Source organism: Solicola agrisoli (genome assembly GCF_049059935.1).
Classification (GTDB): Bacteria; Actinomycetota; Actinomycetes; order Propionibacteriales; family Nocardioidaceae; genus JAURVT01.
The window spans coordinates 1-13,551 of sequence record NZ_JBMGQR010000097.1 but is presented as its reverse complement, the minus strand read 5'-3'; the positions used below and the strand labels follow the sequence as shown (position 1 = coordinate 13,551).

Here is a 13,551-nt window from a genome sequence, read left to right as displayed (position 1 = left end):
TCTCGGCGGCACCGCCCCAGCAGCGGCAGTCGTCCTGCGGCGCGTAGTGCAGGCGCAGGTACTCCGCGAGGTTCGGCCGCTGGCCGACGCACTGGCCGGGGCAGCCGGACTCCGACAGACCGGCGGGGTTGGGCACGGTCGCCTGCCGGACGAGGGAGTCGAACGCGCCCTCGACGTCGAAGTTGCGCACCCCGAGCGCGTGGAACCCCGCGAGCGTCGGCGCCGACGGGTCGCCAGTCATGACGTGCGTGGGGCCGTTGACGTGCACCCAGCGGTCCCACACGCCGCCGTTCTGGCGAGCCAGGTTGAACAGGGACTGCGCGAAGTCGCCCGCCACCTGGGGCTCGAGCAGGGCGAGCAGCTGGGTGTGCGCCCGGTACTGGTCCCAGCCCGAGAAGTTGCCGTACTGCGCCCTCTGGCCGCGGGGCAGCCGGTGCACCTCCTGGTCGGCGCCGAGGTAGCGGCCGTCGACGTCGTTGCTGATGTTGGGCTGCAGGTACGCGTGGTACAGCGCGGTGTAGAACGCGGTGCGACGGTCGGGGTCGCCGCCGTCCACCTCGATGCTCGCGAGCGCGCGGTCCCAGGCGCGACGGGCGTCCCGGGCCACGCCGTCGACGGTGGAGCGACGGGTCGTCTCGGCCGCCAGGTTCTTCCTCGCGCCCGCGAGGCTGGTGTACGAGATGCCCACCCGCATGCCGACGTCGCCGTCACGTCGGGTGTCGAAGCCGACCCAGCCGCCCGATCCGCGTCCCCTGCGGTCCGCACCCGTCAGGTAGCCCTCGCCGCCCGACGAGGTGGTCGCGCCGGGCATCAGCCGGTCGTCCTCCCAGGTGCCCACCTGGCTGAAGGCACGGTCGAACGTCGCCACGAAGTGCAACCGGTAGTAGCTGACGCGGTTGCTGCCGTTGCCCGTGGCGCGGCGTCCGCAGAACCCGCCGGTGAGCACCGAGCCGGTGACGGTGCGGGTGCGGGCGTCGATGCGGATGTCGGCGTCCTCGCTGCCGTTGAGCGAGTTGGACGTGCGGAACAGCAGGTTCGCGGCCTTGCCGCGCGGGAAGGTGAACTCGCCGACGCCCGTGCGCGTGGTGGCCGTGAGGTCGGCGGTGGCGCCGTTGGCCAGGCCGACGCGGTAGCGCCCCGCCTCGGCGGTCTCGTCGTCGTGGGAGAAGTCGGAGGCGTACACCTCGTCGGAGGAGTCCGCGGTGGGCGAGGAGGTCACGTCGCCCACGAACGGCATGATCGGGACGTCGCCCGCCGCGCCGGGCGCGCACCCGGCGCCGTTGACGTGCGTGAGGCTGAAGCCGCGGACGCGGGTGGCGTCGTAGGCGTACCCGTTGGCCGCGCCGGTGTCGGTCTGGTCGCCGCGGGTGGTGGTGGGGCTCCACGACAGCATCCCGAACGGGCGCACGGCACCGGGGTAGGTGTTGCCGCCGTTGGCCGAGCCGATCAGCGGGTCGACGTGGCGCGAGAGGCCGGTGTCGCGGGTGGGTGCGGGTCGCGGCTCGGCGACCGTCGGTGCCGAGAGCAGTCCTGCGGCCAGCAGCACCGTGACGGCGCCGGCGCAGGAACGGGTGAGGACGGGCGCGAGACGCACGGGGGCTCCGGTGCTGGAGGGGGACGAACGGGACGGTCGTCACTCTCGCCGCACCGGGCCCGCGCGTCAACGAACGGCGGACGAACGGCCGCCGACGCCTCAGCCTGCGGCGCAGGCCGCGGCGCGTCCCTGGTGGCGCAGCCCGTTGCGGTCGCCGGTGTTGGCGGCGGTGCGCTGGCGGTACAGGACGGGCGCCATGATCTGGGTGTTGTCGTCGACGTGCCCCAGGCCGAGCACGTGGCCCATCTCGTGCACCATGACGCGCCCCAGCGTGGCCGACTCCCTCCCGTCGACGCCGAGGCCCGGGGTCAGCGTGCGACGCGAGTCGAAGACGATCGACCCCTTGGCCAGCCAGCGCCTCGACCCCTGCGTGTACTGGTAGGAGCCGCCGATCGCGATCGCGCTCTCCCCGAGACGGGTGCCGGCGCCGCCACGCTCCCACGACAGCACGACGTCGGTGGTGTCGGACGCGCTCGTCGCGGTGGTGGTGCCGTCGTAGCGGAACGCGTACCCGTTGACCTGGCCCACCAGCGCGAACGCCGCCTTGGCGTCGGCCACCGCGTTCGACGGAGCCCCCGCCGGGTTGATCCGGTAGGTGATCGTGCTCTGGCAGGGCCAGCGGGGCGTCGAGGCGCCGCTGATCAGCGTGAAGCCGGTGGCGGGCTTGTTCCAGTAGGCGTCGGTGCCGTCGCCGTCGGGGTCGAACGGGTTCGACCCGACGGCCGGTGCGACCGGGGTGGTGGGTGCTGCCACCGGCCTGCTGGCGTCGGCGAGCTGACGGCGCAGGGCCGCCCGGCTCGAGCGCAGCGAGGCGAGGGTGCGACGGGCCCGCGTCCTGCACGCCCGCTCGGCGCGTGCCGTGCGGCGTCGGTCGCACCGACGCAGGGTGCGCTTGGTGGCGGTGATGCGCGCGGTGGTGCGGCGGATCTGGGTGCGGATGGACGCGACGGTGCGCAGTGCGTCCGCGTGGTCGACGACCTGGAGGGCGGTGCTCGTCGTGGGCGCCGCCGCGGCCTGCGTCGAACGCGGGGACGCGGGCACGCCTGCGGCGGCCCCCACGACGAGGAGCGCCGACAGGGCGGTGACGGCGAGGGCGACCAGACGGCGCGTCGGGCGGGCGGGGATCTGCAGTGGCATGGGGGCTCCAGGGACGACTGGGCACCATGCTCTACTCAGATATGGGTAGGTGTACGCAGAATGGATGAACTCTCAGGTTCGCGTCCGCCCCGCGGTCAGCGGTCCTGCAGGACCGAGAGGACGTTACCGGCCGGGTCGCGGAACCAGGCGATGAACGGACCGCCGAGGCGGAACACGCCACGCTCGTCCTGCTGCATGCCGTCGTAGCGGATCGGCTCCACACCGGCCGCCACGAGCTCGTCGACGGCCGCCTCGACGTCGGCGACACGGAAGTTGAGCACCGTGAACTCGGCCGGGACGTGGTGGGGCTTGGGGTAGACCAGCACGTGGTGGCCGTCGCCGACGTCGAGCCCGAGCATGCCGTTCTGCTCGCTCACCGTCATCCCGAGCGTGCTGGAGTAGAAGGTGCGCGCGGCCGCGACGTCGTCGACGGCGAACCCGCTGAAGGTCTCGAGGGTCTGCATGGTGGTGTCCTCCGGTGTGGTGGTGGGTCTGTCGGGACTGACCGTCCCGGGCGCCTGGAGTCGTCGGGCCGGGACGTCAGAGTCCGTCGGACCGTGCGCGCATCGCCGCCTGCGAGTCGCGCACCTGCGCGAGTCCCATGTCGCTGGGGTTGTGGGCGATCTCCCAGCGGAACCCGTCGGGATCGGCGACGTAGGCGGTGTAGCCGCCCCACTCGCGGTGGGCCGCCGGACCCACCAGGGTGCCGCCGGCCGCCACCGCGTCGGCCACGGCGGCGTCGACGCCCGCCTCGTCGGCCACGTTGTGGGCCAGGGTGAGCGGCGCCAGCCCCGGCGAGGGCTCGCCGACCTCGTCGACGAAGCCGTCACGCGACCACAGCGAGAGCACCAGCCCCGCGCCCAGGGGGATCATCAGCACCTCGCCGGGCACCTCGAGCGCGGGCTCCCAGCCCAGGCCGTCGACGTAGAACGCGCGCGACCGACCGACGTCGGCGACCGCGAGGGTGACGTAGTTCAGTCTCTGCTCCATGCAGGGAGCCTAGGAGCCACCCCCGACAGGAGCGAGGACCTCAGAGCGCGTCGATCTCGTCGACGCTGAGGCTCGCCGCGACCTCGCTGGCCGCCAGGACGGCCGCGCCGTCGTCGATGAGCCGGGCCATGTAGGTCAGGCGGCTGATGTCGCCCTCGTCGTAGCGGCGGTGGCCGCCGTCAGAGTGGGCGGACGGGCCGATGCCGTAGCGCCGGTCCCAGTTGCGCAGCGTGGCCGCGGGGATCTTCGTGCGGGTGGCCACGGCGCCGATGCCCCACAGGAGGCCGGCGGGCTGCGACGTGCCGGCCTCGAGGGGCGCGGTCCTCGGCGCCGTCGTCGCAGCATCGGTGGCGGTGCTCATGGCCGACGCCTCCTCGGGTCCGGGGCCGGTCCTGGTCTGCAACCGGTAGCCCCCACGCTAGCCGTCCTCGACCGCCCTGCACGGCGAACCACGCCGGACGGGCGGGTCAGCACCAGCGGGAGACGTACCCGTCGGCACCGCGACGGACGACGTCGCGGTCGCGCAGCAGGACGCTGACCGAGTGGCCCCGCTTGGCGCAGGCGCGGCGGAAGGCCCGCTTGCCGTTGTCGGTGTACTCGATCTCGATCAGGTGCCGCTTGTAGACGCGACGGTAGGCGCCGCACTCGCGGTAGACCTCGCACTCCTCGGCGGTGGCGAAGTCGAAGCGGGCCGTGCGGCGTCCGGCCCGCACCGCCTCGGCGGCGTTCTTCTGGCCCATCGACAACCCGGCCCGGTGCCCGGTGCGGACGAGGCTGCGCGCGAGGGCGATGTTGCCGGCGCGGGTGAGGCGTCCGTCCGAGCGCGTCCAGCTGTCGAGGTTGTCGGACTCCACGGCGTCGAAGCCGCGATCGGCGCAGCCCCGGACCCAGCGACCGACGATGCGGGCGAGGCCGGCGCGCTTGTTCGCCGTCGAGGTGTCGAGCAGCACCTCGTCGGGCCAGTCGGGGTCGGCCACCAGCTGCCCGTCGTCGTCGTGCAGCAGCAGGCCGGGGTGCTTCGAGCGCCACCAGCCGAGCTCGCCGGGCTGGGTCTGGAACGCGTTGACGTAGCAGATGGAGTAGCGCCCCCTGGCGGGCTTGGACGTGCGGTCGCGGACGACGACGTCGACGCCGCGCGCCGGCTTGTAGGCACCGCCGAGCTGGTAGTCGACGCGGCCGGCCACCGGCGGCGCCTCGGGTGAGGACGCGGCCTGGGCCGGGGGAGAGGACAGCAGTCCGACGAGCAGCACCAGCGCGGCCACCCGCACGACGTTCTTCAGCACGCAGACAGGCTACGGCTCGCCGACGACCGCCGGGTGGTTCTCCGGACGTGCGCCCGGCGGCAGCGCGGCGTCGGGGGCCGTCTGCCACTCGGCGGGGCTGCCCCCGAGGGCGAACAGCGCCGTCACCTGCTCGATGCACCAGGGCGAGACGGCGCGCTCGCCGGTGAGCACCCCGGCGACGAGCTCGTCCCACTCGACCCAGGTCCAGTCGTCGACCTCGTCGGGTGCGGCGACGGGGTCGGCGGACGTGGTGGCCACCAGGACGGGGCAGATCTCGTTCTCGACGACGCCGTCGTCCATCACCGCGCGGTAGCGGAACCCGGGCAGCACGAGGCGCACGTCGTCGACCTCGAGGCCGAGCTCGTCGACGGCACGCCTGCGGACCGCGTCCTCGAGCCGCTCGCCCGGGCCGGGATGGCCGCAGACGGTGTTGGTCCAGGTGGCCGGCCAGGTGGTCTTGGACGCCGCCCGCCGCGTCAGCAGCAGCCGGTCGCCGGCGAACACGTAGCAGGAGAACGCGAGGTGCAGCGGGGTGTCAAGGTGGTGCACGCCGGCCTTGGGCGTGGTGCCGACGGCTGCGCCCGACTCGTCCAGCAGCACCACCTGCTCGGCGCTCACGCGGGCCGCGCCAGGACGTCGACGGTCGCGCCGAACAGGCGCGGGGCGGCGGCCGCGGCGGGCACCAGGGCGCGTCGGACCGGCTGCAGGTGGGACGCGGCGAGCAGGCCGTGGGTGAGCAGGGTGTACCTCCAGGTGATCCGGCGCCAGCTGCGCTCGTAGTCGTGGGGACGGCCGGCGACGATCGCGTCGACGGCGGCCTGCGCCTGGGCGAGGCCGAGCGACACGCCCTCGCCGGTGAGGGCGTCGACGTAGCCGCTCGCGTCGCCGACGAGAAGGACGCGCCCGGCGACGCGGCGCCGGGACGACTGTCTCAGGGGCCCGGCGCCGCGGACCGCCCCGGTGCCCGAGGCGGCGACACGCTCGGCCAGCTCGGGGAAGGCGCGCAGGTGCTCCTGGAGGGGCGCGCGGCGCTCGGTGAGCACGGCCACGCCCACCAGGTCGGGCCCGACCGGTGTCACGTACGCCTCGGCGTCGCGGGCCCAGTGCACCTCGACGTGGTCGCTCCACGGCGCCGTCGACAGGTGGGTGCGCAGGCCGTACCGGCGACGGCGCGCCGGGGTCTGGGCGAGCCCGAGCGAGCGGCGGACGGGGGAGTGCAGGCCGTCGGCGGCGACGACGTGGCGTGCCCGGGTGCCGTCGACGTCGACCGCGTCGTCGTCCTGGCGCACGATCCGGGCGGTGCGTCCGGTGACGGTCACGCCCGCGGCGGCCACGGCGTCGCGCAGGGCGGCGTGCAGCGTGGTGCGGCGGACGCCCCGACCGAGGCCGGCGGAGAAGTCGGCGACGGCCGTGCGTCCGCCGCCGTGGTAGCTGATACCGCGCAGGCCGTGGCCGTGCGGGTCGACGCCGAGGTCGGCCAGGCGGGTGAGCGCGCCGGGCATCAGGCCCTCGCCGCAGGCCTTGTCGAGCACGCCGTCGTGCGGCTCGAGCACCTCGACGTCCAGGCCGGCGCGGGCGGCGTAAAGGGCGGTGGCCAGCCCCGCAGGCCCGCCGCCGACGACGAGCAGGTCCCTCATGCGCGCGCCCCGGCGAGCTCGTCGAGCGCGCGGTCCTCGGTGCGGATGCGGGTGCGCAGCAGCGCGGCGTTGAGCACGGTGAACACGACGGCGGTGATCCACGCCCCGTGGACGAGCGGCAGCGCGATCCCTTCCAGCACGACGGCCACGTAGTTGGGGTGCTTCACCAGGCGGTACGGGCCGCGGGCGACGAGCGTCAGTCCGGGGACGACGATCACGCGGGTGTTCCACTGACGACCCAGGGTGGTGATGCACCACCAGCGCAGCGCCTGGGCGCCGACCACCACCGCGAGCATGACGACGGCGAGGGCGACCGGCGTCGCGGGACGTCGGACCCACACCTCGACGAGCGCGCCGACGAGCAGCGCGGTGTGCAGCACCACCATGAACGGGTAGTGGCCGCGACCGACCTCGACGCCGCCCCGGCCCAGGCTCCAGGCGGCGTTGCGGTTGGAGACCACCAGCTCGGCGAGGCGCTCGACCCCGACCGCCAGCACCAGCGCGGTGAACCACCACAGGCTCGCGTCCACGCCGCCCCCTCAGGCCCGCATCAGGACGAGCTCGGCGCAGAAGCCCGGGCCCATCGCCATCGTGATGCCGTAGGTGCCCGGCTCGGGCGTGCGACCCGCGAGCGTGTCGGCGAGAACGTGCAGCACCGACGCGGACGAGAGGTTGCCGATGCGGTCCAGGGAGTCCCAGGTGACGCCGAGCGCGCGGTGGTCGACCTCGAGCGCGTCCTGCATGGCCTCGAGGACCTTCGGGCCGCCGGGATGGCAGACCCACCAGGCGACGTCGTCGCGGGTGAGGTCGTGGTCGGCGAGGAAGTCGTCGACGTCCTCGCGGACGTACGTGCGGACGAGGTCGGGCACCTCGGCGCCGAGGACGATGCGCAGGCCGGTGGAGCCGACGTCCCAGCCCATCGCGCGCTCGGTGTCGGGGTAGAGGCGGCTGCGGCTGTCGAGCACGCGCGGACGGCCCGCGTGGTCGCCGGCGGACGGGTGCTCGTCGCCGACGAGGACCACGGCCCCCGCGCCGTCGCCGAACAGGCCGCTCGCCACCAGGTTGGCCACCGAGGTGTCGCCGCGCTGCACCGTCAGCGAGCACAGCTCGACCGACAGCAGCACCGCGACGTCGCCCGGGTGACCGAGCAGGTAGTCGTGGACGCGGGCGATGCCGGCGGCCCCGGCCACGCAGCCGAGGCCGACGATCGGCACGCGCTTGACGTCCGGGCGCAGGCCGACGACCGCGGCGATCCGCGCCTCCAGGGAGGGGACCGCGAGGCCGGTGATCGTGGTGCAGACGATCTGGTCGACGTCGTGCGGCGTCAGCCCGGCGGCCTTGAGCGCGTCGGTGAGCGCCTGCGCACCGAGCTCGACGGCCGCGTCGATGAACAGCGTGTTGGCGTCGGTGAACCCGTCCAGCTCGCCGTACCGCTCGATCGGGTAGGCCGTGTGGCGGGTGGTCACGCCCGCGTTGGCGTGGAACCGTCGCAGCAGCCCGCGGTCGAGGCCGTCGCCGGTGACGATGAGGTCGGCGAACGCCTCGGTGAGGTCCTCCTGGGCGTAGCGGTGCTCGGGGAGGGCACCGCGCGCGGCGAGGATCTGGGACATGACGGTGAGCCTACGGCGCGCGTCCCGCCTACGCTGAAGGTCGTGACCAGCCCCTCGGCGGCCCTCGCGCTGCTGCGGGCGTCGCACCCCGGACCCACCGTCGCCGTGACGGTGCTCGCCGGTCTGCTCTGCATCGGCACCGACGCCGGCCCCGGCACCGCCGCGCTGGTGGTCGCGGCGGTCGTCACCGGCCAGCTCAGCATCGGGTGGTCCAACGACCTGGTGGACGCCTCGCGCGACCGCGCCGTGGGCCGCGGCGACAAGCCGCTCGCGTCGGGCGACCTGGACGAGGCCCGGGTGCGGACGGCCGTGCGCGTCAGCCTGCTGCTGTCGGTGGTGACCTCGCTCGCCCTGGGGCTCGCCGCCGGGCTCGTGCACCTGGTGCTCCTGGTCGGGTCGGGCTGGGCCTACAACCTGTGGCTCAAGCGCACGGCGTGGTCGTGGGCGCCGTACGCCGTGGCCTTCGGGTCGCTGCCGGTGGTGGTGGCGCTCGCGACGGGCGCGACGCCCCAGGTGTGGGAGGCGGTCGCCGGTGCCCTGCTCGGCGTCGGCGCGCACGTGCTGAACGTCCTGCCCGACCTGGACGACGACGCCGCGACCGGCGTCCACGGGTGGCCGCACCGTCTGGGCGGGCGGCGGTCGCGCGTCGTCGCTCCCGCCCTGCTGGCCCTGGCCTCGGTGGTCGCGGTGCTCGGCCCGGCCGGGACGCCGTCGGTGCTCGCGCTCGTCGTGCTGGCCGCGGTGCTGGTGCTCGCCGTGGTGGGCGCTCGCGGCCGCGGTCGGGTGCCGTTCGTCGTCGCCGTGGTCATCGCGCTGGTCGACGTGGTGCTGCTGGTGGCGTCGAGGTGAGCGACGACGCCTGGGACCTGGTCGTCGTCGGCGGCGGACCTGCGGGAGCCGCGACCGCCCTCGGTGCGCTCGCCGCCCGTCCGGACCTGAGGGTGCTGGTCGTCGACCGCGCCGACTTCCCGCGGGACAAGCCCTGCGGCGACGGCGTCGCGCCACACGTGCTCGACGTCCTCGCCGAGGTGGGCGTGCACGGGATCCTCGACGACCTCGTGCCCGTCCGGCGCCTGGCCCTGCGCACCGACCGCGGCGGCGTGGAGCGCCGGATGGCACGGCCGGCGTACGTCGTCCCGCGCACGGTGCTGGACGAGCGCCTGGTCCGCGCGGCGGTCGACCGCGGCGCGGTGCTGCGTCGCCACCGGGTGCGCGACGTGCAGGTCGACGCCGACGGCGTGGTCCTCGACGGGACGCTGCGAGCGCGGGTGCTGGTGGGCGCGGACGGCGCGCACTCGGTGGTGCGCGGGGCGGCGGGACTGCGACCGCACCGACGGCGCGCGCTCGCGCTGCGCGGGTACGCGCCGGTGGCGGACGCGCGTCGGGGGCTGCAGGAGATCGTGTTCGGCGACGACCGCCAGCCGTCCTACGCGTGGTCGTTCGACCGCGGCGACGGCCTGGCCAACGTCGGCTACGGCGAGCTGCTGTTTAGCCGCCGCGCGGCGCCGTCGCGCTCGCTGCTGCTGGAGCAGATGGAGCGGCTGCTGCCGGGCACCGCGTCCGTCGGCGACGACTTCCGCGCCCACCACCTGCCGCTCTCGGGATGGGGCTGGCGCCCGACGTCCGGCCGGGTGCTGCTCGTCGGCGACGCCGCCGGGCTGATCAACCCGCTCACCGGCGAGGGCATCTACTACGCGGTGCTGACGGGCGTCCTGGCCGGGCGGGCGGCGGCGCACGGCGACGCGGCCGGCGCGGGGGAGCGTCACCGGGCCGCGGTGCAGCCGCTGCTGCGGGCCCACCTGGCCGGCACCGCCGCCGCGTCCCGTCTGGCCGCGCTGCCGTTCGTCGTGCCCCGCGCCGTCTCCGCCGCCCGCCGCGACCAGCGTGCGTTCGACGAGCTCGTCGAGGTCGGCCTCGGCCGCGGCCTGCTCACCCCCCACCTCCTCACCGCCCTCGCCCGCGGCTGACGCTCGCCGCGCCGGGTGTCGGTTTCCCAGGTTCACCTGGGAGACCGACGAGACCACGGGAAGTTCCCCGGGGTCCCGTCGGAACACCAGGTGAACCTGGGAAACCGGTGACGGGTGGGGTCAGGGGACCCGGCGGGGATCAGCCGCCGACGGCCCAGTCCCGCTTGGCCTCGCCGTCCCAGCGCCGCAGGACGACGGCCTCGCCGTGCAGGTCGGGGGCGGCGTCGAGCACCCCGAGCGCGGACGCGACGTCGTCGGCGGTCATCCGCCTCGCCAGCGTGACGTGCGGCATCCACCGTCCGGGTGCCGAGGTGGGGGAGCCGCCCGGGCCGACCGCGTCGTGCACCGCGAGCAGGCCCGCGTCGACCACCAGCGAGCGCACGAGGATCAGGCCACTGCGCGTGCCGGAGCGCCCGAACACCGTCGGCGGTCCGACGACGACGGGCACCGGGAGCATCGCCGCCACGTCGGGCAGCGCCGACTCGGCGTCGGCGGCCAGCGAGTCGCGGGCCTCGAGCGTCACGTGCGGACGGTTCGACGCGCCGGTGTGCGACGCCTGCGTCGGGAGGCCGGCGGCGCCGAGGGCGTCCCACTGCGCGCGCAGCGCCGACTCCGTGCCCGCGTCCAGCAGCAGCTCGACGGACTGGACCATGGGGCCCAGCCTGCCTCACACCATGAAGCCGACGCGCTTGTCCTCGCCGTACGCGGCCCCGGGGAACACCGACGGCAGGCTGACGTCGGGGAAGCGCTGCGCCAGGACCTCGCCGAGCACGTGGCGGTAGTCGGTGGTGACGAGCAGGTCGTCGGCGGGCTTCGCGGCCGTGCCGAGCGACGGCATCTTGCCGTAGTACCCGCCCTTGACGCCGGCCCCGAGCGCGAGCACGCAGTTGCCGTAGCCGTGGTCGAGGCCGTACGAGCCGTTCTGCGCGAGCCGACGTCCGAACTCCGACAGCGTCACGACCGTGACGAGGTCGCCGTCGGCGCCGAGGTCGGTGAAGAACGCGGCGAGGTTCTTGGCGAGGTTCTCGATCATCGAGCTCAGGCGCCAGGGCGCACCCTCGTGGTGGTCCCAGCTGCCGTAGTCGATGCTGATCGCGCGGGCGCCCATGCCCGAGCGGACGACGCCCGCAGCGCGCGCGAGCGACCGTCCGAGGTCGTCGGTGCTGTAGACCGCGCCGTTGGCGGGCTTGCTCTCCTTCGACGCGCCGAGCGCGCGTGCGCGCTTGGCGACGTTCAGCGCCGTGCCGCCGGCCTCCCCGAGCGCCGCCGACGAGCTGCCGCCGTACATCGACGTCAGGCCGCTCTGCAGGCGCGTGCGCATCCACGCGTCGTCGCCGAAGGGGATGTCGAGCGCACCGAGGTCGTTGGTCGCGACGATGGGCTGCGGGCCGTAGAGCGCCGTGGGCGCCTGGTTGCCGCTCAGGTGCAGACCCTCGAACGGGTCCGTCCCCGACAGCGAGCCGATCATCCGGTTGATCCACCCGACGCGCGCGCTGGAGGTCGGGTCGGCGTCCTCGATCAGCTCCATGGCCTCGAAGTGGCTCCGGTTCGGAACCTGCATGCCGACGGCCTGGATCGCGGCCATCTTGCCGCTCCGCCACATCGGCCGCAGCGCCTCGAACTTGGGGTGCAGCCCGAAGGTCTGGTTCGCCTCGATCAGCTCCGAGGCCTTGAGCGCGAGGTTCGGTCGCGTCTTGTTGTAGGCCTCCTCGGCGTGCGGCACGACCATCGACAGGCCGTCCGCGCCACCGCGCAGCGACAGCAGCAGCAGGACGGGCTGCCGTCCGGTGCTGGCGCCGAAGACGGTCTGGGTGACCGCGTCGCCGAAGACGCTCGTGACGGCTCCGGCGGCGCCGGCGATCGCGGCCTTCTGGAGCAGCGAGCGACGGGTGAGGCCGTAGTCGCCGCAGTCGCCGCACGTGGTGGCCTCGGGCAGGGTGGTGGTCATCGCGGGGCTCCTCAGCGCAGCAGGTTCTCGGGGGCGTTGAGCAGGACGCCGCGCACGCGCGTCATGTCCCACTCGCTGACGTCGGCGGCACGCTGGACGACGTCGGCGGGCGACCGGCCGAGCAGGTCGCACGCCGCGGTGCGGGCGGCGGCCGACGGCTTGACGCCCGTGAGCTGCAGGCCGACGTGGTCCACGACGGCGTCGACGCGCTGCGGCCACGAGGTCGGCAGGTAGGTGGCGAGCGGCGCGTACGAGACGTCCTTGCTGCCCCACCAGCCGGCGGCGAGGGAGAAGCGGTTCTCCCACGTGCGCAGCATCCGCGAGGACCCCGTCCAGGCCGACGCGACGTCGGGCGGGCCGTCGGGACGCGGCCAGGTGTAGGGCCGGTAGCCCATGTTCTCGGCCATCCAGCCCAGGTGCGTCGCGAAGCTCTTGCCCTCGGCGCCGCTGCCGGTCGACGGCTTGGTCGGCGCCGCACCGATGGCGCGGGCGGTGGCGAGCACGTCCTCGACGGGCGTGCGCACCTTGGCCTTGCGCGAGCGCTCGAAGTCGGGGTGGTCCACCAGGGCACGCAGGGAGGCCTTGATGTCGCTGCCGCTGCTCAGGTACGCGGCCTTGACCGCCGCGACGATGCCGTCCGACGGGGTGTCGGAGACGAACCGGACGCAGAGCTTGCGCGCCAGGCGGGCGGCCGTGCGCTCGTGGGTGGCCAGGAAGCGCAGGTACTCCTCCACCGTGGCGCGGCCGTCGGGCTTGTCGTTGGCGAAGGTCCTGCCCAGCACCGTGACGGCACCGACGTGGTGCTTGGTGGTGTCGTAGCCGGGCGTCCACGTCTTGAACGCGTCGAGGGTGAAGCCGGTGAGCAGGCGGGTGGACACCTTGACGCCGTCCTCGCCGTAGGCGGCGCCCACGCCGACGGTGTGCAGCTCGAGCAGCTCGCGCCCGAGGTTCTCGTTCAGGGCCCGGGCCGTGTTCTGGTAGTTGGTGAGGAAGCCGGTCATCGCGGGGTGGACGATCGCGGCGGCCAGCAGGTCGGCGAACGTGCCGAGCGCGTGCGAGCGCACCAGGTCCTCGTAGGACGAGCGGTGCACGCTCGAGCGGTCCTCGCCCGAGGGGATGTAGAGGTGGTTGAGCCAGAACTCCGCCATCATCTCGTGCACCTGGCGGGTGCTGACGATCTTGCGCACCATGCTGAGGCGCGACAGGTCCCAGCCGGCCTCCCAGGTCCGGCGGACGCCGTCGGTGTGGTCCTTCCACTGGCCGGCGTAGCCCTTCTGCAGCACCGGGAACCAGTTCGCGCTCACCATCGAGGCGGTGACGGGGTCCGCGATCGCCGCGGGCGACAGCTGCCGCTCGAACCATGCACGTCCACCGCCGGCGGCGGC

15 protein-coding genes are annotated in these 13,551 nt (G+C 74.5%); 2 read left to right on the top strand and 13 right to left on the bottom strand.

What is annotated here, in order from left to right:
- The 10 genes from ACI6PP_RS21160 to ACI6PP_RS21115 all read right to left on the bottom strand — a co-directional run.
- Positions 1-1,594 (bottom strand): GH92 family glycosyl hydrolase (locus tag ACI6PP_RS21160; RefSeq protein WP_421113685.1); only part of this gene is annotated, 1,594 nt, incomplete at its 3' end.
- A 99-nt stretch (positions 1,595-1,693) separates the two neighbouring features.
- Positions 1,694-2,731, bottom strand: coding sequence for a matrixin family metalloprotease (locus ACI6PP_RS21155; protein ID WP_421113684.1), 1,038 nt, complete (start codon positions 2,729-2,731; stop codon positions 1,694-1,696).
- 95 nt (positions 2,732-2,826) lie between these two features.
- Positions 2,827-3,195 carry a VOC family protein gene (locus tag ACI6PP_RS21150; protein ID WP_421113683.1) on the bottom strand — a complete coding sequence of 123 codons (369 nt, stop codon included), beginning with the start codon at positions 3,193-3,195 and terminating at the stop codon, positions 2,827-2,829.
- Between the two features lie 76 nt (positions 3,196-3,271).
- Positions 3,272-3,721 (bottom strand): VOC family protein, encoded by a 450-nt coding sequence (locus ACI6PP_RS21145; RefSeq protein ID WP_421113682.1) that lies wholly within the window; start codon positions 3,719-3,721, stop codon positions 3,272-3,274.
- Positions 3,722-3,761: 40 nt separating this feature from the next.
- On the bottom strand, positions 3,762-4,082 hold the full coding sequence (locus tag ACI6PP_RS21140) for a MerR family transcriptional regulator (protein WP_421113681.1): 321 nt from the start codon (positions 4,080-4,082) through the stop codon (positions 3,762-3,764).
- A gap of 106 nt (positions 4,083-4,188) precedes the next feature.
- The gene (locus ACI6PP_RS21135) at positions 4,189-5,004 is read right to left on the bottom strand and encodes an endo alpha-1,4 polygalactosaminidase (protein WP_421113680.1); all 816 of its coding nucleotides are present in this window, start codon (positions 5,002-5,004) and stop codon (positions 4,189-4,191) included.
- A 9-nt stretch (positions 5,005-5,013) separates the two neighbouring features.
- Positions 5,014-5,622, bottom strand: a complete 609-nt coding sequence (gene idi, locus ACI6PP_RS21130; RefSeq protein ID WP_421113679.1) for an isopentenyl-diphosphate Delta-isomerase — start codon at positions 5,620-5,622, stop codon at positions 5,014-5,016.
- Complete coding sequence (locus ACI6PP_RS21125; protein ID WP_421113678.1) at positions 5,619-6,641, bottom strand: NAD(P)/FAD-dependent oxidoreductase; 1,023 nt, start codon at positions 6,639-6,641, stop codon at positions 5,619-5,621. Before ACI6PP_RS21125 ends, idi begins: the two co-directional genes overlap by 4 nt.
- Positions 6,638-7,171, bottom strand: coding sequence for an isoprenylcysteine carboxyl methyltransferase family protein (locus ACI6PP_RS21120; protein ID WP_421113677.1), 534 nt, complete (start codon positions 7,169-7,171; stop codon positions 6,638-6,640). The genes ACI6PP_RS21125 and ACI6PP_RS21120 overlap by 4 nt, the downstream gene beginning before the upstream one ends.
- 9 nt (positions 7,172-7,180) lie before the next feature.
- The gene (locus ACI6PP_RS21115; protein ID WP_421113676.1) at positions 7,181-8,251 is read right to left on the bottom strand and encodes a type III polyketide synthase; all 1,071 of its coding nucleotides are present in this window, start codon (positions 8,249-8,251) and stop codon (positions 7,181-7,183) included.
- Positions 8,252-8,293: 42 nt separating this feature from the next.
- Between ACI6PP_RS21115 and ACI6PP_RS21110 the strand changes: the two genes are divergently transcribed.
- Positions 8,294-9,100, top strand: a complete 807-nt coding sequence (locus ACI6PP_RS21110; RefSeq protein WP_421113674.1) for a UbiA family prenyltransferase — start codon at positions 8,294-8,296, stop codon at positions 9,098-9,100.
- Positions 9,097-10,218 carry an NAD(P)/FAD-dependent oxidoreductase gene (locus tag ACI6PP_RS21105; RefSeq protein WP_421113673.1) on the top strand — a complete coding sequence of 374 codons (1,122 nt, stop codon included), beginning with the start codon at positions 9,097-9,099 and terminating at the stop codon, positions 10,216-10,218. Before ACI6PP_RS21110 ends, ACI6PP_RS21105 begins: the two co-directional genes overlap by 4 nt.
- Before the next feature lie 139 nt (positions 10,219-10,357).
- On the opposite strand, the gene ACI6PP_RS21100 is transcribed toward ACI6PP_RS21105, so the two are convergent.
- From ACI6PP_RS21100 to ACI6PP_RS21090, 3 genes are all read right to left on the bottom strand, one after another.
- On the bottom strand, positions 10,358-10,870 hold the full coding sequence (locus ACI6PP_RS21100) for a 2'-5' RNA ligase family protein (RefSeq protein WP_421113672.1): 513 nt from the start codon (positions 10,868-10,870) through the stop codon (positions 10,358-10,360).
- 15 nt (positions 10,871-10,885) lie between these two features.
- Positions 10,886-12,166 carry a DUF1501 domain-containing protein gene (locus tag ACI6PP_RS21095; RefSeq protein WP_421113671.1) on the bottom strand — a complete coding sequence of 427 codons (1,281 nt, stop codon included), beginning with the start codon at positions 12,164-12,166 and terminating at the stop codon, positions 10,886-10,888.
- An 11-nt stretch (positions 12,167-12,177) separates the two neighbouring features.
- A partial coding sequence (locus ACI6PP_RS21090; protein WP_421113670.1) for a DUF1800 domain-containing protein occupies positions 12,178-13,551 on the bottom strand: 1,374 nt, incomplete at its 5' end.

Bases quoted from the DNA above. Each gene is read 5' to 3' on its own strand.
- ACI6PP_RS21140 (WP_421113681.1), bottom strand. From the start codon at position 4,082: ATGAGCACCGCCACCGATGCTGCGACGACGGCGCCGAGGACCGCGCCC.
- ACI6PP_RS21145 (WP_421113682.1), bottom strand. From the start codon at position 3,721: ATGGAGCAGAGACTGAACTACGTCACCCTCGCGGTCGCCGACGTCGGT.
- ACI6PP_RS21125 (WP_421113678.1), bottom strand. From the start codon at position 6,641: ATGAGGGACCTGCTCGTCGTCGGCGGCGGGCCTGCGGGGCTGGCCACC.
- ACI6PP_RS21115 (WP_421113676.1), bottom strand. From the start codon at position 8,251: ATGTCCCAGATCCTCGCCGCGCGCGGTGCCCTCCCCGAGCACCGCTAC.
- ACI6PP_RS21150 (WP_421113683.1), bottom strand. From the start codon at position 3,195: ATGCAGACCCTCGAGACCTTCAGCGGGTTCGCCGTCGACGACGTCGCG.
- ACI6PP_RS21155 (WP_421113684.1), bottom strand. From the start codon at position 2,731: ATGCCACTGCAGATCCCCGCCCGCCCGACGCGCCGTCTGGTCGCCCTC.
- ACI6PP_RS21100 (WP_421113672.1), bottom strand. From the start codon at position 10,870: ATGGTCCAGTCCGTCGAGCTGCTGCTGGACGCGGGCACGGAGTCGGCG.
- ACI6PP_RS21095 (WP_421113671.1), bottom strand. From the start codon at position 12,166: ATGACCACCACCCTGCCCGAGGCCACCACGTGCGGCGACTGCGGCGAC.